General features: G+C 59.4%; 21 protein-coding genes and 2 pseudogenes. 8 read left to right on the top strand and 15 right to left on the bottom strand.

The genetic code is table 11. From position 1 onward, the window contains the following. The first annotated feature begins 69 nt into the window (after positions 1-69). A pseudogene (hmpA, locus tag ACTG2B_RS03155) lies at positions 70-1,262 on the top strand (NO-inducible flavohemoprotein). A gap of 99 nt (positions 1,263-1,361) precedes the next feature. On the opposite strand, the gene ACTG2B_RS03150 reads toward hmpA, so the two are convergent. The 6 genes from ACTG2B_RS03150 to ACTG2B_RS03125 all read right to left on the bottom strand — a co-directional run bounded on the left by ACTG2B_RS03150 (position 1,362) and on the right by ACTG2B_RS03125 (position 6,321). Next, positions 1,362-1,946 (bottom strand): tetratricopeptide repeat protein, encoded by a 585-nt coding sequence (locus ACTG2B_RS03150; protein ID WP_123174217.1) that lies wholly within the window; start codon positions 1,944-1,946, stop codon positions 1,362-1,364. Between the two features lie 395 nt (positions 1,947-2,341). Continuing rightward, a complete protein-coding gene (gene mdh / locus ACTG2B_RS03145) occupies positions 2,342-3,277 on the bottom strand; it encodes a malate dehydrogenase (protein ID WP_005340384.1) in 936 nt (311 codons plus the stop codon). A 221-nt stretch (positions 3,278-3,498) separates the two neighbouring features. Then, the gene (artM, locus tag ACTG2B_RS03140) at positions 3,499-4,161 is read right to left on the bottom strand and encodes an arginine ABC transporter permease ArtM (RefSeq protein ID WP_005348902.1); all 663 of its coding nucleotides are present in this window, start codon (positions 4,159-4,161) and stop codon (positions 3,499-3,501) included. A gap of 3 nt (positions 4,162-4,164) precedes the next feature. Further along, positions 4,165-4,815: an arginine ABC transporter permease ArtQ gene (gene artQ / locus ACTG2B_RS03135; protein WP_429201443.1), complete on the bottom strand. Its 651-nt coding sequence runs from the start codon at positions 4,813-4,815 to the stop codon at positions 4,165-4,167. Between the two features lie 3 nt (positions 4,816-4,818). Next, positions 4,819-5,556: a transporter substrate-binding domain-containing protein gene (locus tag ACTG2B_RS03130; RefSeq protein ID WP_439995186.1), complete on the bottom strand. Its 738-nt coding sequence runs from the start codon at positions 5,554-5,556 to the stop codon at positions 4,819-4,821. A 24-nt stretch (positions 5,557-5,580) separates the two neighbouring features. Then, positions 5,581-6,321: an ATP-binding cassette domain-containing protein gene (locus ACTG2B_RS03125; protein WP_005357971.1), complete on the bottom strand. Its 741-nt coding sequence runs from the start codon at positions 6,319-6,321 to the stop codon at positions 5,581-5,583. 201 nt (positions 6,322-6,522) lie between these two features. Between ACTG2B_RS03125 and argR the strand changes: the two genes are divergently transcribed. Then, positions 6,523-6,993, top strand: a complete 471-nt coding sequence (gene argR / locus ACTG2B_RS03120) for a transcriptional regulator ArgR (protein WP_005340378.1) — start codon at positions 6,523-6,525, stop codon at positions 6,991-6,993. 90 nt (positions 6,994-7,083) lie between these two features. Here argR and ACTG2B_RS03115 read toward each other — a convergent pair whose 3' ends face one another. From ACTG2B_RS03115 to glnK, 5 genes and pseudogenes are all read right to left on the bottom strand, one after another. Continuing rightward, positions 7,084-7,989, bottom strand: a complete 906-nt coding sequence (locus ACTG2B_RS03115) for a Dyp-type peroxidase (protein ID WP_421315231.1) — start codon at positions 7,987-7,989, stop codon at positions 7,084-7,086. A gap of 103 nt (positions 7,990-8,092) precedes the next feature. After that, a complete protein-coding gene (locus tag ACTG2B_RS03110; RefSeq protein WP_421315232.1) occupies positions 8,093-9,127 on the bottom strand; it encodes an ABC transporter ATP-binding protein in 1,035 nt (344 codons plus the stop codon). A gap of 82 nt (positions 9,128-9,209) precedes the next feature. Then, positions 9,210-10,834, bottom strand: a pseudogene (locus ACTG2B_RS03105) (ABC transporter permease). Positions 10,835-10,873: 39 nt separating this feature from the next. Continuing rightward, a complete protein-coding gene (locus ACTG2B_RS03100) occupies positions 10,874-11,881 on the bottom strand; it encodes a Fe(3+) ABC transporter substrate-binding protein (RefSeq protein WP_021230948.1) in 1,008 nt (335 codons plus the stop codon). Between the two features lie 258 nt (positions 11,882-12,139). After that, positions 12,140-12,478, bottom strand: coding sequence for a P-II family nitrogen regulator (glnK, locus tag ACTG2B_RS03095; protein ID WP_005341406.1), 339 nt, complete (start codon positions 12,476-12,478; stop codon positions 12,140-12,142). Between the two features lie 201 nt (positions 12,479-12,679). On the opposite strand from glnK, the gene arfB reads away from it, so the two are divergent. Together arfB and ACTG2B_RS03085 are read left to right on the top strand one after the other, a co-directional pair. Beyond that, positions 12,680-13,096 carry an alternative ribosome rescue aminoacyl-tRNA hydrolase ArfB gene (gene arfB / locus ACTG2B_RS03090; protein ID WP_100646810.1) on the top strand — a complete coding sequence of 139 codons (417 nt, stop codon included), beginning with the start codon at positions 12,680-12,682 and terminating at the stop codon, positions 13,094-13,096. Positions 13,097-13,121: 25 nt separating this feature from the next. Further along, on the top strand, positions 13,122-13,613 hold the full coding sequence (locus ACTG2B_RS03085; RefSeq protein WP_042084317.1) for a methylated-DNA--[protein]-cysteine S-methyltransferase: 492 nt from the start codon (positions 13,122-13,124) through the stop codon (positions 13,611-13,613). Positions 13,614-13,971: 358 nt separating this feature from the next. Here the strand turns inward: ACTG2B_RS03085 and ACTG2B_RS03080 are convergent, their stop codons facing one another. The 4 genes from ACTG2B_RS03080 to tapT form a co-directional block, all read right to left on the bottom strand. After that, positions 13,972-14,397, bottom strand: coding sequence for a hypothetical protein (locus ACTG2B_RS03080; RefSeq protein WP_005340360.1), 426 nt, complete (start codon positions 14,395-14,397; stop codon positions 13,972-13,974). Positions 14,398-14,591: 194 nt separating this feature from the next. Beyond that, entirely contained in the window at positions 14,592-15,365 is a 774-nt protein-coding gene (yaaA, locus tag ACTG2B_RS03075; RefSeq protein ID WP_064338818.1) for a peroxide stress protein YaaA, read from the bottom strand. Between the two features lie 47 nt (positions 15,366-15,412). Beyond that, a complete protein-coding gene (tapU, locus tag ACTG2B_RS03070) occupies positions 15,413-16,522 on the bottom strand; it encodes a type IVa pilus ATPase TapU (protein ID WP_129504783.1) in 1,110 nt (369 codons plus the stop codon). Between the two features lie 28 nt (positions 16,523-16,550). Continuing rightward, positions 16,551-17,585, bottom strand: coding sequence for a type IVa pilus ATPase TapT (tapT, locus tag ACTG2B_RS03065; RefSeq protein ID WP_005340354.1), 1,035 nt, complete (start codon positions 17,583-17,585; stop codon positions 16,551-16,553). 39 nt (positions 17,586-17,624) lie between these two features. On the opposite strand from tapT, the gene ACTG2B_RS03060 reads away from it, so the two are divergent. The 4 genes from ACTG2B_RS03060 (at position 17,625) to yggU (ending at position 20,158) form a co-directional block, all read left to right on the top strand. After that, on the top strand, positions 17,625-18,326 hold the full coding sequence (locus tag ACTG2B_RS03060) for a YggS family pyridoxal phosphate-dependent enzyme (RefSeq protein WP_139441948.1): 702 nt from the start codon (positions 17,625-17,627) through the stop codon (positions 18,324-18,326). Between the two features lie 142 nt (positions 18,327-18,468). Further along, entirely contained in the window at positions 18,469-19,293 is an 825-nt protein-coding gene (gene proC, locus ACTG2B_RS03055) for a pyrroline-5-carboxylate reductase (RefSeq protein ID WP_439995185.1), read from the top strand. Positions 19,294-19,304: 11 nt separating this feature from the next. Then, positions 19,305-19,856, top strand: a complete 552-nt coding sequence (locus ACTG2B_RS03050) for a YggT family protein (protein WP_439995184.1) — start codon at positions 19,305-19,307, stop codon at positions 19,854-19,856. Then, positions 19,856-20,158: a DUF167 family protein YggU gene (gene yggU / locus ACTG2B_RS03045; protein WP_021230942.1), complete on the top strand. Its 303-nt coding sequence runs from the start codon at positions 19,856-19,858 to the stop codon at positions 20,156-20,158. The genes ACTG2B_RS03050 and yggU overlap by 1 nt, the downstream gene beginning before the upstream one ends. Positions 20,159-20,162: the final 4 nt, after the last annotated feature.

The following is a 20,162-nucleotide window of genomic DNA, read 5'->3' as shown; positions in this document are numbered from 1 at the left end:
AATCAAATAAACATCTAGGATGCCACTTATTAAATGACATTTTATATGTTCAATTAGAACGAGGCCCCTATGCTAGATCAAACCACCGTTGCCGTCATCAAAAGCACCATTCCGCTGCTCGAATCGGCAGGCCCTGCCCTCACCCAGCACTTCTACCAGCGGATGTTCAGCCATAACCCGGAGCTGAAAGATATCTTCAACCTGGCCCACCAACGCAGTGGCGGCCAGCCGCTGGCCCTGTTCAATGCAGTCGCCGCGTATGCAAAGAATATCGACAATCTGGGAGCGCTCGCCGGTGCGGTCGAGCGGATTGCGCACAAACATACCGGATTCCTGATCCAGCCGGAACAATATCACATTGTAGGTAGTCATCTCTTGGCCACGCTCAAAGAATTGGGCGGAAGTGCGGTCACCGACGAGGTGCTGGAGGCATGGGGCAAGGCGTATGGCGTGCTGGCAGCATCTTCATCGGCCGCGAGCGAGAGATCTATCAGGAGAAGGCCAATCAGGATGGCGGCTGGCAAGGTACCCGCACCTTCATCATCAAGGAGAAGCGAGCCGAGAGCGAACTCATCACCTCCTTCCTGCTGGCGCCGGAAGATGGCAAGCCGGTACTGACCTTCAAACCGGGCCAATACCTCAGCATCAAGCTGGTTCACCCCGAGCTGGAATATCAGGAGATCCGCCAATACTCCCTCTCCGATGCCCCCAACGGGCAGGATTACCGCATCAGCGTCAAGCGTGAGCCGCAGGGTCAGGTCTCCAACCTGCTGCACGATCACCTGCAGGCGGGTGACAAGATCGAGGTGATGCCCCCTACCGGCGATTTCTACCTGAAAGCCGACAGCCAGACCCCGGTGGTACTGCTCTCCGCCGGTGTCGGCGTGACGCCGATGATGAGCATGCTCAACCAGCTGCTGGCGAACGGCCATCAGGCTGATGTCACCTGCCTGCACGCCTGCGAACAGGGCGCTGTACACGCCTTCCGGGAGGATATTCAGCAAAAATCCCGCCAGCATCCCAACTTGCTGAGCCGGGTCTGGTATCGGGAGCCGGAGGCCAGCGATGTACAGGGTGAAGATTACGACCTGGCCGGCACCATGGATCTGACTGCCGTGAAGGAGCGCATCACGCCAGAGGCCCACTACTACTTCTGTGGCCCTGTCGGCTTCATGCAAGAGATCAAGCGGCAGCTGCTGGCGGCTGGGGTGCCAGCGGGGCAGCTCCATTACGAAGTTTTTGGCCCCCACCAAGATCTCTAAGGCGCAGGCAGCCATATAACAGAGGGAGGTTCCGGCCTGTCATGGCACGGCGGCTGGAACCGGACCCACAGGTGCAGATCTGTGGGTCATTTTTTTGGATCAGTGCATCGCCTTGGCGCGGGCCACCACGTTGGCCGGCATCCTGTTGCCAAGACGGTTGAGCAGAGTCGCCGCCTTCTGGTGCAGCGCCTTGTCACCTATGACGGAGCCATGGAGCCAGCGATAGGCGTCCTCATAATCGAGCGGACTGCCCATCCCCTGCAACAGCATCTCGACCCACTCGATGCGAGCCCGCAGAAAACCGAGGCTGGCTGCCTCGCGCATCAGGGTCTCGGCTCGCACCAAATCCTTCTGCACCAAAGTTCCTTTCCAGTAGTAGCGGCCCAACTGCTCCAGCGCCGGCGCCAACCCCTGATTGGCCGCCTCCCACATATATTGCACCCCGATCTCGGCATTGGGTTTGGTACAGACACCCCACGCCAGCATATCCCCCCAGAGGAATTGATAGGCCGGGATCTTCATCACCGAGGCGCGCGCTTCGATATCCTGAGTCAGCTGACAGCGATCCTGCTTCACCTGAGTGAGGTGGCGCCCCTGCTCAATCCAGTTGAGCAGCTCGTCCTGACGATAGAGCGGCACCGCCTGCAACTCGCCAGCGGCCAGAGGTGCGGGAGGCGCCACCACAGCGGCAGGCTCAGCCGGTTTTGGCAGCGGCGCGGCCCCCTCGCCACTGCTGGCAACGGGGGTGACCGGCTCGGCCGGGAGCAAGACGGGGACTGCCTCAGAGGGCGCTGGCGTAGCAGCAGAGACAGGGGCCGTTGACACCGCAGCACTGCTTGCGGTCGGTGCCGATGCACTTGCTGCAGGCACATCGCTCGATACGGCAGCCGATACCGCCTCGGCACCATAGAGGGGCGCGGTGAATGCACCGACAAGAACGAGAAGGGTAAGGGGTTTCATCATAAGGATCTCCTGCTGCACTCTGTTATCGGCACCAAGCCCCATCCCCTTAGCCTGTCGGGCGGATCTCATCAATACAAAAGGGAGCCGAAGCTCCCTTGTTGGCAGGGTTGACCCGCTTACTTGACGAAATCGACACCCAGCTGGATATCGGCTTTCAGGGTAGCCAGCATGCCTTCCATCGCTTCCTGCTCGAACGCGCTCAGCTTGCCGTAATCCAGTACGGTTTCGACGCCATTCTTGCCCAGCAGTACCGGCTGCGCGAAGAAGGTGGCGTGTTCGCCGTTGCCTTCCACGTAGGCGCACTCGACAACGTTGGCTTCGCCCTGCAGACCCTTGATGAGGGAGAGACCAAAACGGCAAGCCGCCTGACCCATGGAGAGAGTAGCAGAACCGCCACCGGCCTTGGCTTCCACCACTTCGGTACCGGCATTCTGGATGCGCTTGGTCATGGCAGCCACTTCTTCAGCGGTGAAGGAGGCGCCTTCAATCTGGGAGAGCAGCGGCAGAATGGTGACGCCACTGTGACCACCGATCACGTTGACGCGAACCTTGTCGATGTTCAACCCTTTGGCGGCGGCCACGAAGGTCTCGGCGCGGATCACGTCCAGAGTGGTGACACCGAACAGGCGACGCTTGTCATAGACACCGGCTTTCTTCAGCACTTCGGCGGCGATAGCCACAGTGGTGTTGACCGGGTTGGTGATGATGCCGATCAGTGCTTTCGGGCAAGTGGCCGCGCACTTCTCGACCAGATTCTTGACGATACCGGCGTTGATATTGAACAGGTCGGAGCGATCCATCCCCGGCTTGCGTGCCACACCGGCGGAGATCAGCACCACATCGGCCCCAACCAGCGCAGGAGTCGGATCTTCACCGCAGAAGCCCTTGATGGCGACGTCGGTAGGAATATGACTGAGGTCAACGGCCACACCCGGAGTAACCGGGGCGATGTCATACAGGCTCAGCTCGGAGCCAGCCGGCAGACGGTTTTTCAACAGCAGAGCGAGGGCTTGACCGATGCCACCAGCGGCACCCAGAACGGCAACTTTCATGATCAACTCCATGTTTAAGCGTAGGTTTAAGGTTGTTTGTTGTTGTGCGCCCAACCTTAATGGATCCCCCCATAAAAAACAATCTGATAACAGTTGCAGTCACGGGTTCTGTGAGCCACGAAACATGCGGGAGCAAAAATTGGAGGGAAATACAAAAAGTTGGAGGAGAAGCACAGTTTTTCTGCACTTCCCCTTACCATAAAGAGGTAGATTTGAAGGTCTCAGGATTGGAATGCCAGCGCCCGTTTTTCACACCAGCGAAAACCAATTGTTAACAATCCGTTCATCGCCAGATAAAGCCCGCCAGCCACCCCGAACACCGCCAGGGTATCGTAGGTCTGGGCATTCAACCCCTGTGCCAGCCCCATGATATCCATGATGGTGATGGTACTGGCGAGGGAGCTCCCCTTGAGCACCAGGATCACCTCGTTGGAGTAGGCGGGCACCAGATGACGGGCGGCATGGCGCACCTTCATCCACAAGGTCTGGCGGCCGTTAAAGCCAAGCGCACGACACGCCTCCACCTCACCGGCCGGGATGGCATCGAGCGCCCCCTTGAACAACCGGGTGGAGTAGGCCGCCGTGTTGAGACCCAGCGCCAGCACGGCGCAGAACCAGGGCTGCTTGAGCAGCGGCCAGAGCGGGCTGGCTTTCAGCCACTCAAACTGACCCGGCCCGTAGTAAATCAGGAAGATCTGAATGAGCAGCGGCGTACCGGTAAAGAGCAGCACCCACAGCTGCACCAGCTGGGTCGCCACCGGCAGGCGCAGCTCCAGCACCCAGGTCATCAGGGCTGCCAACACAATCCCCAGCAGCAGGCTGAACAGGGTCAGCTCCAGCGTGGTAACCAGACCGCCCAGCAACGTAACGAGATACTCTTGCATCAGTTAGCCTCCGTAGCGGCGGGTGTAGCGGGCAGCCAGCCCGAGGCCATATTCACTCACCAGACTGATGGTCAGATAGATGAGGGCGGCGGCGGCATACCAGGTGAAAGGCTCATAGGTACTGGCCGAGGCCATCTGGGCCTGACGCATCATCTCGTTGACCCCGATAAGCGACACCAGCGCGGTATCTTTCAGCAATACCAACCACTGGTTGCCGAGACCCGGCAAGGCATGACGCCACGCCTGAGGCAACACGATGCGAAAGAAGATGTGGCTCTTGCTCAAACCCAGCGCCAGCGCCGCCAGCCGTTGACCTGAAGGCACCGCATTGAGCGCCGCCCGCAGGGTCTGGGTCGCATAGCTGGCGAACAGCAGGGAGAGCGCCAGCACGCCACAGGCGAACGGGCTGAACTCCACATACTCGCCAGTGATGAGGAACAACACCTGGGTCGAGCCGAAGTAGATGAACAGCACCACCAGCAACTCGGGCAGGCCACGGATCAGCGTGGTCAGGGTGGCCACCGGCCACACCAGCGCACGCTTCTTGCTGAGCTCGGCGGCACTGAACGCCAGTGCCAATACCATGCCCCCGACCAGTGATGCCAAGGCCAGCCCGAGGGTCATCCAGGCTGCATCCAACAACAGGCTCAACATGGCTTACTGCACGAAGTATTTGTCGAAGATTTTCTGATAGGTGCCGTTGGCCTTGATCTCGGCCAGCCCCTTGTTCAGCTGGGTCAGCAGCGCCTGATTGCCCTTGGCCACCGCGATGCCAAAGCCGGTACCGAAGTACTTGGCATCGGTCACCGGCGCACCCACCACCGCATACTCCTTGTGCTGCTTCAGCCAGTCGGCAGCAACGGCGGTATCGGCAAAGACACCGTCGGTACGGCCATTCATCATGTCGAGGAAGGCGCTCTGGTAGCTGGCATACGGCACGGTCAGCAGGCCCTTGCTCACCCAGTTATCCACCAGATAGGACTGGTGAGAGGTACCGTTCTGCACACCGACTGTCTTGTCGACCATCTCTTCCGGCCCCTTGAAGGCCCCTTTCTTGGCGACGAATACTGCCGAGTTCTCGTAATAGATGTCGGAGAAATCGACCTGAGCGGCCCGCTCAGGGGTTACGTCCATGGCTGCGATGGCGGCATCATAGCGACGGAATTTGAGGCTGGGGATCAGGCTGTCAAAGGCCTGGTTGTGGAAGCTGCACTCCAGCTTGGCCTGCTCGCAGATGGCGCGCGCCAGATCGATGTCAAAACCCTGAAACTCGTTCTTGTCATCCAGGTATTCGAACGGCGCGTAGGTGGCCTCGGTGGCGAACTTGATCTCTTTAGCCATGACGGAGGTACTCAACAGACCCATGGCAGCAACCAACAACAGACTCTTTTTCATGACAGCTTCCTTATCGATTCAATATCAATGCATCAAGAATTCGGCAAACCGGCTGGTTTGCGGGGATTGGAAAATGGCAGCGGTGCCGGATTCGATGATCCGCCCCTTCTCCAGATAAATCACCTGACTGGCCACCTTGCGGGCAAAGTCGACCTCGTGGGTCACCACCACCTGGGTAATGCCGGTCTGGCTCAGGTTACGGATGATCTCGGCCACCTCTTTGGTGATCTCGGGATCGAGGGCAGCAGTCGGCTCGTCAAACAGCAGCACTTCCGGATCCATCATCAGGGTACGGGCAATGGCCACCCGCTGCTGCTGACCGCCGGAGAGGCGTGCCGGCCAGGCATCGCGCTTGTCGGCCAGTTGCAGCTGGGCCAGCAGGTAGGCCCCCTTCTCGATGGCGGCCTCCTTGCTCATGCCGAGCACCTTGACCGGCGCTTCAATCAGATTCTCCATCACAGTGAGATGTGGCCAGAGATTGTACTGCTGGAACACCATCCCCACCTTGCGACGCAGCAGTTGGGACTGGCGGTTGAATTCGGCAGCAGAGAGGGAGTTCGGGAAAGAAAATTCACTTTCGCCAATCCGCAGAACACCCGCATCCGGGGTATCCAGCAGGTTCATCATCCGTAGCAGGGAACTCTTGCCAGCACCGCTCGGGCCCAGCAACACCAAGGTTTCACCGGGGGATGTCCGAAAGCTGACCTGTTGCAGAACCGGCACCTTGTGCCAGGACTTCTCGATACCTATTAATTCAATACCCATACAGCCCAATTGAATAAGTTTTCAAAATTTCATCCCGATTCTATCCCTAATAAAGGTTGATGCAAGCCATTTTTGAATCAATATGCAGAACAAGCGCCGCTTCCTTGCAAAAAACGGCATATGAATGCAAAATGGCCCCGCTGTTCGTATCTGCCGCCTGTATCGCACAGGCCGCCACACCTCCTCATTCGTGAGACCAAGATGAAACACAACGACAAGCAAGAAAAACTGGCCAAGGCCTTTAAAGCCTTGCTGAAAGAAGAGCGCTTTGGCTCCCAGGCAGAAATCGTCACCGCCCTGCAAGAGCTGGGCTTCGAGAACATCAACCAGTCCAAGGTATCGCGCATGCTGAGCCGCTTCGGCGCCGTTCGCACTCGCAATGCCAAGATGGAGATGGTCTACTGCCTGCCGGTGGAACTGGGCGTGCCCACCACCTCCAGCCCGCTCAAGAATCTGGTACTGGACGTCGATCACAACGGCGCACTGGTGGTGATCCACACCAGCCCGGGTGCAGCCCAGCTGATCGCCCGCCTGCTCGACTCCCTCGGCAAGGCAGAGGGGATCCTCGGCACCATCGCCGGTGATGACACCATCTTCATCACCCCGACCAGCGACACCGATATCGAAGAGCTCTACCTCTCCGCTCTGGAGCTGTTCGAACAGACTCCGTAATGGCCGCCACCGCCTCATAGCGGTCAAGCCAGAACGAAAAATCCCGGCCAAGGCCGGGATTTTTGTTTTCTGCATCTTCGTCAGGCGGGCTTATTTACCCTGTGCCATCAGAAAACCTTCCGATGGGGCGAAGAAAGCCGCGCCGGTTACTGCCTTGGTGAAGCGCAGCAGATGATCGAAGTGGCTGCCCTCCCCCTTGTACATGCTGGCCAGCATGGCGTTGAAGTGCTGCGGTGTGCGGCAGCAGGAGATGAAGTAGAGCCCCTGCTCGGTCATAGTGCCCCAGGGCATGCTCTGGCGCAGGATTTCCATGGACTCCCCTTTCGGCGTCTTGAGGTTGACCCGCTTGATGTGGGCGGTCAGCGGTTTGGCGGCAGACTCATACTCGATGTTGTCGGGCTTGGTACGACCGATAATGTCTTCCTGCTCTTTCTGCGCCAGCTTCTCCCAGTCGCTCATGGCGTGTACCCAGCGCTGGACATGAATGTAGGAGCCACCAGCAAACTCGCCATCGGCCACCAGCGCCACTTCGGCACGGTGTTCATCCTGCGGGTTCTCGGTGCCATCGACGAAACCGGTCAGGTCACGGCAATCCAGGTTGCGGAAACCGCGCACCTCTTCGGCCAGTTCGACCAGTCCGGCCAGCAGCGCCATCACGCGGTGACCGGCGTGGTGCAGCACATCCACCCGATCGGCGCGCAGCTGAATAAAGAGATCAAACGGGGTGTTGGGAGCTTCCTGACCGTTGGCGGATTGCGCCATAAAGCTGCGGAACTGGGGCGGACGGGCGGCAGGGTAGAGACCATCCCAGGCGTCGGCGCCAACAGCAACCAGACCGCTGAAACCGGCATCAGGGAAATCGGCGGCGATCGCCTGCCACAAGGCGGGCAGTTTGGCCAGACGGCAGACCAGTTCGGCGGCATCGCCGGTACGATTGAACATCAGATAGAGGGCGTGCAGATTCGGCTCTGCGCAGATCCCGACTTGGGCTTTCATATATCTCTCCCCTGAGTAGGCGTTAGCGTTACGGGCTATTTGCGTTGCGCGATTATAAACCAGAGTGAATCCAGTTCTTTGATTTCACGACGATATCACGCGTTCAGGGCAAAGGGTCAAACAACACCAGCCCATGGGGTGCAACCTTGATCCGTGCCCGCATCCCATCAAGGGGCTCGCCAATGCTTGCCTCCAGCTGCAGATCGCCACACTCGAACAGCACCCGGCAGTGGTGGCCGAGGAACTGCTGCTCCACCACCTTGAGCTCGCCATCTGCGGCGCTCTCCAGCAACAACTGCTGGGGTCTGAGCATCAGCTGCAACTGCTCGCCCACCGCCCGGCCATGAGGCTCGCTGCCACAGATGACCCCGAGCGCCGTCTGCACACAGTGGCTGTCCACCACCTCGGCAGCCAGATAGTTGACCCCGCCGAGAAACTCCGCCACGAAACGGTTTTGCGGGCGGCGATAGAGCTGCTCCGGCTGGCCCACCTGCTCGATGTGACCGGCGCGAAACAGCGCCAGCCGATCGGCGAAGGCAAACGCCTCCTCCTTGCTATGGCTGACGAAGATGGCGCCGATCCCCTGCTGCTTGAGCAGGGCGCGGATCTCGAGGATCAGCTTCATCCGCACCTGGGTGTCGATGTTGGAGAAGGGTTCATCCAGCAGCATCAGCCGCGGCTTGCACACCAGCGCCCGGGCGATGGCTACCCGCTGCTGCTGGCCGCCGGAGAGCTGGTGCGGATAGCGATCTCCCAGCCCCTGCAGATTGACCAGCGCCAGCGCCTCGTCCACCTGTTGCTGGCGGGCACGGCGATCGAGTTTGGTCAGGCCGAAGCAGACGTTGTCGGCCACTGTCAGGTGAGGAAAGAGGGCGTAATCCTGAAAGATCATGCCGATGTTGCGCGCCTCGGGCGGCACGCTGGCACCGGGCCCGTCGAGCAGGGTATCGCCGAGGCGAATCGAGCCCTCTGCCAGCGGCAGCAGCCCGGCGATAGCCTTGAGCAGCGTGGTTTTGCCGCAGCCACTGGCTCCCAGCAGGCAGACGATCTCGTTGTCTGCCACCGTCAGGGAGAGCTGCTCCAGCACATTGCGGCCGTTGTAACGGCAGCTGACATTTTCAACCTGCAAACAGGACAAGGCTGACTTCCTCTCGTTTCTGGCGGCGCGCTGCCTTTCGGTTCAGCACACCGCATGCAATTTCATTGACCGACACGGCGACTCAGTGGCCCGGACTGTCCAGACTGCGGTTGACCCAGATCAGCGGCAACAGCCCCACCAGCACGATGACGATAGCGCCCAGGGCACCGCGCTCCAGCATCTCGTCCGAGACGAACTGGTAGACGTGGGTCGCCAGGGTATCGAAGTTGAACGGCCGCAGCAGTAGAGCGGCGGGCAGCTCCTTCATGGATTCGATGAATACCAGCATGGCACCGGCAAACAGACCACGGCGCACCAGCGGCAGATGAACCCGCCGCAGCATGGCGCCATCCCCCTGCCCCAGCGATCGGGCCGCCATGTCGAGACTGGGGGAGATCTTGCCCATGCTGCTCTCCACCGAGCCGATGGCGATGGCCACGAAGCGCACCAGATAACCGAACACGATGGCGGTGATGGTGCCGCTCAGCAACAAGCCTGGGCCCTGACGCCCGAGCCACTCGGCCAGATCGTTGATGGCAAAGTCGAGGGCGGTGAGCGGCACCAGCACCCCGATGGCGAGCACGGTACCCGGCATGGCGTAGCCCATGGCGGCGATGCGCAGGGGCAACAGACTCTTTATCCCGCCATCGAGGCGGCGGAAGAAGCCGAGCAGCAGGGCGATGCCCATCGCCAGCAGAGCGGTCAGCGCCGAGATAGCCAAGCTGTTTCCGGCAAAGCGGACAAACTCCGGCGTCCACGACAACTCGAAGTAACGCACGCCGTAATCGAGCAGGATGATGAACGGCAGAGCGAAACCGGCCAGCACCAGCCCCAGCACCAGAGACCCGCCAACCAGCGGCTCATCCCCTTGAGCGGATAGCGCAGAGGCTGCTCATGGCCCATGGACTTCTGGAACACCTGCTGCCGACTGCGCGAGCGGCGCTCCAGCGCGATCAACAGCACCACAGCCAGCAACATCAGGCAGGAGAGTTTCGCCGCGGTGGCCAGACTGCCATAGCCGAGCCAGGTGTCATAGACCGCCGTGGTCAGGGTGTTGATGGCAAAGAAGTGGACGGTGGCGAAATCGGCCAGCGTCTCCATGGCCACCAGCGATACCGCCACCATGATGGCGGGGCGCGCCAGCGGCAGACTGAGGCGACGAAAGCTCTGCCACGGGGTGCAGCCGAGCAGGCGGCTGGAGTGGATCAGGCTGACTGACTGCTCGAGAAAAGAGGCGCGGGTCAGCAGATAGACATAGGGGAACAGCACCAGCGCCAGCACCCAGGCGGCACCACCAAGGGAGCGAATGGCAGGAAACCAGTAATCGGCAGGGCTGTTCCAGCCAAAGAGTGCTCGCAACCCGGCCTGCAGCGGGCCCGAGTAGTCGAGCAGGTCGGTATAGACGTAGGCGACGATATAGGAGGGCATGGCCATCGGCAGCATCAAGGCCCACTGCAGGGCACGGCGCCCCGGCACCTGACACATGGCCACCAGCCAGGCGGTGGGTACGCCAAACAGCAGGCTGAGCAGCACCACGCCGACCACCAGCCCCAGGGTATTGCCCAGATAATCGAGCAGCACGGTGTCGGCGAGGTGGCGAAAGAGATCTCCCTCAGCCGAGAAGGCAGAGAAAAGCAGGGCTATAACCGGTAAACCCAGCAGCAGGGCGATGGCCCAGCTGCCGGTCATCCATCCAAAATTTTTCATGAGACCACAGATGTTGATGGGGCCGTTGGCCCCATCTGATTACAAGTCGAACTTCACTTCATCCAGCAACTGCAAGGCGTCCTTGCGGTGCTTGGCGTAATCGCTGACCGGTAGTGCGTCAGACTTGAAACTGCCCCAAGACTTGACCATGGCGGAAGGCTCGACTCCGGCCTTGACCGGATATTCGGCGTTCACGTCCGCATACATGTGCTGGGCGGTGTCGCCAGCCAGAAACTCCATCAGCTTCTGGGCCTCGGCCTTGTTCTTGGCATACTTGGTCATGGCCACGCCACTCACGTTGACGTGGGCACCGCGGTCAGCCTGGTTCGGGAAGTTGATATAGACCGCATCCGCCCAGGACTTCTGCGCCGGATCTTTCAACATGGCGCCCAGATAGTAGCTGTTACCGAGTGACACGTCACAGATACCATCCTTGATCGCCTTGACCTGATCCCGGTCGTTGCCCTGCGGCTTGCGCGCCAGGTTGGCCTTGACCCCTTCCAGCCAGGTTTTGGTCTCGGCCATGCCGTGATGGGCAATCATGGAGGAGACCAGCGCAACATTGTACTCATGCTTGCCGCTACGGGTGCAGATTTTCCCTTTGAATTCCGGTTTGGCCAGATCTTCGTAACTGATGGTCTCGAGCTTACCGAGGCGATCCTTGCTGGAGTAGATGGCGCGAACCCGGGTGGTCAGGGCGAACCAGCGATTCTCCGGATCACGATAGATGGCGGGGATGTTCTCCTGCAAGATCTTGCTGTCTACCGGCTGCACCAGCCCCTTGTCCACCAGATCGGTCAGACGGCTGATATCAACGGTTAGCATCAGGTCGGCCGGAGAGAGCTTGCCTTCCCGCTCCAGACGCTCGTTCAACCCCTCTTTGGCGAACACCACGTTCACCTTGATGCCAGATTCCTTCTCGAACTGCTGGATGATGGGCTTGATCAGCTCATCCTGCCGGTTGGAGTAGACATTCACTTCCCCGGCCGCCAATGCCGACTGAGCTGCCAACGCAGAGAAAGCCAGTGCCAACATCTTCATTTTCATCATCCATTCCTTGATTAGCTATACAGAGTGATAACGATTGCCGTTTGCATTCTGCATACATCTTATAAGCGGATCAAGAAAGCTCGCCGTCGCCACATCACATATTTAATCGCCCATAAATGAAAAGGGCCGGATGGAATCCCATTCGGCCTCTTCTGAGCAAAACGTTATGTTGATCAGGCTTCAATAAGCGCTCACTCCATCGGGATTCCCCGAGATCGGGAGGTCAACAGATCTGTACGTCACGGATGCGGTTCATCACAGCGCCTCGTCGTCACTCTCGCCGGTGCGGATGCGCACCGCTTGCAGCAAGTCGTAGACAAAAATCTTGCCGTCGCCGATCTTGCCGGTATAGGCCGCCTTGCAGATCGCCTCGATCACCCCTTCCACGTTATCATCGGCGGTAGCAATCTCCAGCTTCACCTTGGGCAGGAAGTCGACCTGATACTCGGCTCCCCGGTATAATTCGGTGTGTCCCTTCTGGCGGCCAAATCCCTTGACCTCGGACACGGTCAGCCCTTCCACCCCCAGGTTGGCAATAGCCTCGCGGACATCGTCCAACTTGAACGGTTTGATAATCGCACTAATCAGCTTCATCTGGTTGCTCCCAATCCATGGTGTGTCATGAATCGGGTTTCAATTCTTATGCCAAGTATTTTTATTGTTTTATTTCATATAGATAGAGTTTAATACCTGCGCCATTCGCCAGGCACATCCCCATAACCGGCCAGCACGCCCGATAATGAGGCACCATGCTGCAGCGGTCAGCGGGTATGCACCAAACAAGAGCAAAACAGCATGTTAGTTATCTCCAACAGCGTCACGATTCCCTGGCATGAGCTGCAATTTCAGACCATGCGGGCACAGGGCAACGGTGGACAGCACGTCAACAAGACCGACTCCGCCGTCTGGTTGCGCTTCGATTACCGCAACTCTCCCAACCTGACGCCCCTCTACAAGGAGGGTCTCGACAAGCTGAGCGACAGCCGGGTACACGACGGCTTTATCATGATCAGGGTCGAGAGCCACCGCAGTCAGGATATGAACCGCAAGGAGGCGATGAACCGTCTGGTGGAGTTGCTGAAAAAAGCAGCCTGGCGCCCCAAGGCCCGCCATGCCACCAAGCCGACCCGCAGCTCCCAGCGCAAACGGGTCGATGCCAAGAAACGCAAGGGGGATATCAAGTCCGCCCGCGGCAAACCGGTTCTGGACTGAGCCAGCCCCCCAAGGATGTCAGCCGATGAGATACAGTTTTTGCGACAGCGCCCGCGGCCCCCTGCTGGTCGCCATCGATCAGGATGGCCTGCGCCACGTGGAGTTCATACACGGGGAGCGCCCCGTCATGCCGCAAACTGACTGGCAACGGGATGACAAGGCGCTGGCGCCCTATCTTGCCCAGTTCAACGCCTATTTCGCCGGAAAGTTGCAGCAGTTCGATCTGCCCATGGCAGCGAAGGGCACCCCGTTCCAGCAAACGGTGTGGAACGCTTTGTGCGATATCCCCTATGGCGAGACCGTGAGCTATCTCGAGATTGCCCAGGCGATAGGCAATCCCAAGGCAGTGCGGGCGGTGGGCGCTGCCAATGGCCGCAATCCGCTGAGCATCATAGTACCCTGCCATCGAGTGATCGGACGCAGCGGCGATCTGACCGGCTATGCTGGCGGCATTCCCATCAAGCGCTGGTTGCTGGCACTGGAACAGGTAGGCACAGCATTCGAGCTGGCCCCATGAGACGATGAGCGCCTTGGAGAGGGCGGGACAATATCGCGACCAGAATGAAAAGGCTTTCAGTCAGTGACCACGCTTTGCTGACAAGATGAACAGAAAATGAAGAATCGCCTCAGAACTACTTCAGATTGAGCTTGGCATGATGGCTCCATACTTGAATGGCACGGCTCATTCGCTGATTCAAGTAGCACCCATGTGACGCTTCCAATCTGTCTTTTCCCCGCGCCTCCTCTGAGGCGCTTTTTTTGTGCCGACACAACAGGCCACCACCCGGCTTGAGTGGCCTGAACGCCACAAAATCTGCACCAGCCCAAAAACCAAGAGGCGAAGGATCATCCTTCGCCTCTGACGTAACAGCTGGCTACTCGCTCTGGGGCAGGAATTGCAGTTCCGGCGCAGAGGAGGTCAGCACATCGGCACAATAATCCCAGGTCGAGATGCGATAGTGCTGCAGATCTTCATCCAGATGCAGGCCGTCCGACTCCTGATGGAACCAGCTGGCAAAACGGGATGGAGTGATGAGCTGGATCTGCTCTTCGATGGCGTGGCTATCCTTCCCCTCGGCCAGATCGCAATCTTCGATGACCCGCAGGGCGTAGATATGGCGAAAATAGACTCGGCAGAGGATTTGCGGGGGCAGATCGATGCTGCGTGCCCGCCCCAGCATGATGGTCAGGGAGTCGCTCCAGAGATCCTGATGCAGCTCGGCCACAACCAGACCGGGCGGTAGCTGGCGGGACGGAGCCCAAGGGACGGCAACCTGCCGAATGGCATTTTTCTGTTCCATAATCACCTCACGACGACTCGCTCCCTGTCTTGAGTCTATCTGAACCACATAGTCCCGGCGAAGGCAATCGATGGACAGTAAAAACGGCAATAAAAAAGCCGACGTATCAAACGTCGGCGAATAAAAAGTGCTTACAACAGAGGATTCACATATTCAGACCCGCGGGTCGAAAGATTGGTTCCCTCTTTTTGTAATTAATTTTCGGCGCGTTTAAACATCAGGGTATTGGCGTCCGACTCTTCCGGCACAAAGTAGTAGCCCTCGGCGTTGAAACCGGTCAGCTGCTCCACCTCGGTCAGACGGTGCTTGATGATGTGGCGAGCCATCATGCCGCGCGCCTTCTTGGCGTAGAAGCTGATGATCTTGAACTGGCCGTTCTTCTCATCCTTGAACACCGGTGTGACAATCCGCCCTTTCAGGCTCTTGGGTCGTACCGACTTGAAATACTCGTCGGAGGCCAGATTGATCAACACTTCATCCCCCTGCGCTGCCAGCGCGTCGTTGAGATGGTGAGTGATCACCTCCCCCCAGAACTGGTAGAGATCCTTGCCGCGACTATTGTCGAGCCTGGTCCCCATCTCCAGCCGATAGGGCATCATCAGGTCGAGGGGGCGAAGCACGCCATAGAGGCCTGAGAGCATCCGCAGGTGTGCCTGAGCGAAGTCAAAATCGGCCTCGCTGAAATCCTCTACCGCCAAACCGGTGTAGACATCCCCCTTGAAGGCCAGCAGCGCCTGACGGGCATTGGCGGGGGTGAAATCTGGCTGCCACTCGGCAAACCGGGCGGCATTGAGACCGGCCAGCTTGTCGCTGATCTTCATCAGAGTGGCGATCTGGTCAGGGCTCAGTTGGCGGGCACGACTAATCAGTTCGGCAGAGTGATCCAGCAGCTCGGGTTGGGTGAAACGGGGTGTCACCAGCGGTGACTCGTAATCCAGCGTCTTGGCCGGGGAAACCACAATCAGCATAACGTTCCTTTATGGCGAGGGGCCGAACGGCAGAGCGGCCCCATGATTCATTCATCCAGCGTCACATTGTCCAGCGTACCGGTGCCGAGCCGCTCGCGACCGGAGAGCTTGATCAGCAGTCGCAGGTCGTTGGCCGAGTCGGCGTGGGCGAGTGCCTCACTGTAGCCAATCTGGCCGGCGCAGAACAGGCTGAAAAGCGCCTGATCGAAGGTCTGCATACCCAACTCGGTGGATTTGGTCATCACCTCCTTGAGGCGATGCATCTCTCCCTTGCGGATAATGTCGGTGATGAGCGGGGTATTGAGCAGGATCTCGAACGCGGCGCAGCGCCGCTTGCCATCCATGCTTGGCACCAGCTGCTGGGCGACGATGGCCTTGAGGTTGAAAGAGAGATCGAACAGGAACTGGCGGTGTTTGTCTTGCGGCACCAGATGGAGGATGCGATCCAGCGCCTGGTTGGCATTGTTGGCATGCAAAGTGGCGAGACAAAGGTGTCCCGTCTCGGCGAACTGCAGGGCAAACTCCATGGTCTCCTGACTTCGGATCTCGCCGATCAGGATCACGTCCGGTGCCTGACGCAGCGAGCTTTTCAGCGCCACATCGAACGACTCGGTATCGATCCCCACCTCTCGCTGGGTCACCAGACTACGACCATGCTGATGGACGAACTCCACCGGATCTTCCACCGTCAGAATGTGACCATCGGCATGCTGGTTGCGATAGCCGATCATCGCTGCCTGGGTAGTCGATTTGCCCGCCCCGGTGGCGCCGACAAACAGCACCAGCCCCCGCTTGGCCATCGCCACCTCTTGCAGGATCTTGGGTAGCTGCAGATCTTCAAAGGTGGGAATGCGGGTCTCGATACGCCGCACCACCATGCCGGGCAGCTCCTGCTGCCAAAAGGCACTGACCCGAAAACGGCCAAGCGCCTCGCGATAGATCGCGTAGTTGGCCTCCTTGGTGCGGATATAACGCTCGAAGTGATCGCTGCTGAGGGTATCCCTGACCAGCGTCAGCGCCCCCTTCTTGTCGAGCGCTTCCCCCCCCAGCGACACCAGATGGCCATTCACCTTGAGGGTGGGCGGCGAGCCCACCGTCACAAACAGATCCGATCCCTTTCGCTCGACCAGCTGGCTCAGCAGATCATCCAGATTCATCATCTATCCCTCCCTGGGTGCGAGTCGCTTAAATGCTGTTGGGATCGACGGCCTTGGCCTTGGCATCGAGGGATGCCACCACACCGCGGCTCACCAGCTGCTTGAGGCTCTGATCCATGGTCTGCATACCGTGGGTCATCCCGGTCTGGATCACCGAGTAAAGCTGGGCAATCTTGTCCTCCCGGATGAGGTTACGCACCGCCGGAATGCCCATCATGATCTCGTGGGCCGCCACCCGGCCGCCGCCAATGCGCTTGAGCAGGGTCTGGGAGATGACCGCCCGCAGGGATTCGGAGAGCATGGAGCGCACCATGTCCTTCTCCGCGCCTGGGAAGACGTCGATGATACGGTCGATGGTCTTGGCCGCCGACGAGGTGTGCAGGGTGCCAAACACCAGATGGCCGGTTTCGGCGGCGGTCATGGCCAAACGAATGGTCTCAAGGTCGCGCATCTCACCCACCAGAATGATGTCCGGGTCTTCCCGCAGTGCCGAGCGCAGGGCGTTGCTGAAGCTCTTGGTATCGCGGTGCACTTCCCGCTGGTTCACCAGACAGCGCTTGTTCTCGTGGACGAATTCGATGGGGTCTTCGATGGTGAGGATATGGTGATGGAAGTTCTCGTTGATGTAGTTGACCATGGCCGCCAGGGTGGTCGACTTACCGGAACCGGTCGGGCCGGTCACCAGCACCAGGCCCCGCGGGAACTCGGCGATCTTGCGGAAGATCTCCGGCGCATCGAGATCCTCGAGACTCAGCACAGTGCTGGGGATGGTACGAAATACCGCGCCCGAACCGCGCGCCTGCTGGAAGGCGTTAACCCGGAAACGGGCCAGATTGGGCACCTCGAACGAGAAGTCGACCTCGAAGTTTTCCTCCAGCTCCTTGCGCTGATGGTCGTTCATGATGTCGTAAATGAGGGCATGCACTTCCCGGTGTTCCAGGGCGGGCAAATTGATCTTGCGAACCTCACCATCAACCCTGATCATCGGGGGAACCCCGGCCGAGAGGTGTAGATCCGAGGCTTTATGCTTTACACTGAAAGCCAATAACTCTGTGATATCCATAGACTTGTCATTCTCCCATCACAAGATCACTAACGAAATATGAACCAGATTGCCCAGCACCTGTTTCAGGTAAAGGAACGTATTGCCCAGGCCGCCGAACGAGCGAGCCGCAACCTGCAGCAGATCCGCCTGCTGGCCGTGAGCAAGACCAAACCTGTCGAGGCCATCATGGCCGCCCATGCCGCAGGTCAGCGCTGCTTTGGCGAATCCTACGCTCAGGAAGCAGCGGCCAAGATCGATACCTTGCGCCAGCAGCCGGAATATAGCGACATAGAGTGGCACTTTATCGGCCCTTTGCAATCGAACAAATCCAAACTGGTCGCAGAACGGTTTGACTGGGTGCAGAGCGTGGATCGGGACAAGCTGATCGACCGCCTCAACAACCAGCGTCCCGCCAGCATGGCACCGCTAAATGTTTGTCTGCAAATCAATATTAGCGGAGAGAGCAGCAAGTCCGGAACGTCGGAACAAGAGATTTTCCGCCTTGCCGAGCTGGTCTCTCAAAGTGAGCGACTGGTGCTGCGGGGGCTGATGGCCATTCCCGAGCACACCAGTGACGAGCGCGTACTGGCCGCCCAAATGACCCGTATGCAGACTCTGTTCACCGAGCTTGCGCGACAATACCCCACGGTGGATACCCTCTCGATGGGGATGACCGAGGATCTTGAACTGGCGATAGCCCACGGCAGCACCATGGTGCGGGTCGGCACCGCCATCTTCGGCGCCCGTGACTACTCATAGGCAAGGCCAGCGGATAACCCATACGTCCGCCTCTTGCCGCGACTTCATCAACAGGAGCGTTTGATGGAACACCGAATTCTGGCGTCAGGTGGTGCAGGCAGCACCCACCCCGCCGCGACCCCATGTGCTACAGGAGCATCTGATGCAGCATAGAATGCTGGCCTTTATCGGCGCGGGCAACATGAGCCGCAGCATCATCGCCGGACTGGTCAAGGCGGGTTATCCCGCCGGGCAGATCACGGCCGCCAACCCAAGTCTGCCCAAGCTGGAGGCGCTGGCGAGCGAACATGGCATTCGCATCACTCAGAGTAATGCCGAGGCGGCCCGCGATGCCGAAGTGATCGTGCTGGCGGTCAAACCGCAGCTGATGGCCGGCATGCTGGCAGCACTGGTTGAAGAGCTGGGCTCCCTTGAGGGCAAGCTGCTCATATCCATCGCGGCCGGTATCAAGGTGGCGCGCCTTGGCGAGATGGCCGGTGGCCACGACCGCATCATCCGCACCATGCCCAATACCCCGGCCCTGCTGGGTCTGGGCATGACCGGTCTCTATGCACCCGAACAGATTGCCGCCGTGGATCGTGACTTTGCCGAGCAGATGATGCAGGCGGTCGGCAAGACCCTCTGGGTAGAGCAGGAGTCTGGCATCAACGGCGTCATCGCCGCGGCGGGCAGTGCTCCGGCCTACTTCTTCCTCTTTATGCAGGCGATCGCCGAAGAGGCAGAGGCACTGGGCTTCTCGCCCGATCAGGCACGCCTGCTGGTGCAGCAAACCGCGCTGGGCGCAGCCGCCATGGTGGAGCAAAACCCCGAGCTGGCGCTGCAAACCCTGCGTGAGCAGGTCACCAGCAAGGGCGGCACCACAGCCGAAGCCATCAAGACATTCCAGCAGCAGGGGCTGATGCCACTGACTGCGCAAGCCATGCAGGCGGCCGTTGCTCGCGCCACCGAAATGGAAACCCTCTTCTAACAGGAGCCCAGATGAACACTGCTTACTTTCTGATTAACACCGTTTTCGATCTCTACCTGATGGTGATCCTGCTGCGCGTCTGGCTGCAGTGGGCCCGTGCCGACTTCTACAACCCGATGAGCCAGATGGTGGTCAAGCTGACCAATCCGCTGGTGATCCCGCTGCGCCGCGTTATCCCGGGCTTTGGCGGCATCGATCTCGCTTCCGTAATGCTGGCGCTGGCCATCGCCTTCGCCAAGCTGGCCCTGCTCAAGAGCATGAACGTGCTGCTGGCGGACTGGCTCAGCATCAGCCTGTTTGCTGCGCTGACCGTACTGAAAAAAGCAGGCTCGATGATCTTCTGGGTACTGCTGATCCGCGCCATCCTGAGCTGGGTCAGCCAGGGCCGCAACCCCATCGAATACGTGATGCATCAGCTGACCGAGCCGTTCCTCGCCCCTATCCGCCGCGTACTGCCGGCACTGGGCGGACTGGATCTCTCGGTGCTGGTCGCCTTTATCGGCCTGCAAGCCATCAACTACCTGCTGGGTGACCTGTTCGGCCAGCTGTGGTGGATGATTTGATGCCAGCCGTCCTGCAACAAGGGGATGAACTGGTACTGCATCTGGTGATCCAACCCAAGGCGAGTCGGGATCAGATCATCGGATTGCATGGCGAAGAGCTGAAAGTGGCCATCACGGCGCCGCCTGTCGATGGCCAGGCCAACAGCCATCTGATCAAGTTTCTGGCCAAGCAGTTCAAGGTGGCCAAGGGCCAGGTAACCATAGTGCGGGGCGAGCTGGGGCGACACAAAACCGTCGCCATCGACAGCCCCAAACAGTTGCCGCAAGAAGTGAGTGCGCTGCTGAATGACACGCAAGGCTGAATGA

The organism is Aeromonas sp. 30P (assembly GCF_051919805.1).
Taxonomy (GTDB): Bacteria; Pseudomonadota; Gammaproteobacteria; order Enterobacterales; family Aeromonadaceae; genus Aeromonas; species Aeromonas veronii.
This window is presented reverse-complemented; position numbering and strand designations above follow the sequence as displayed.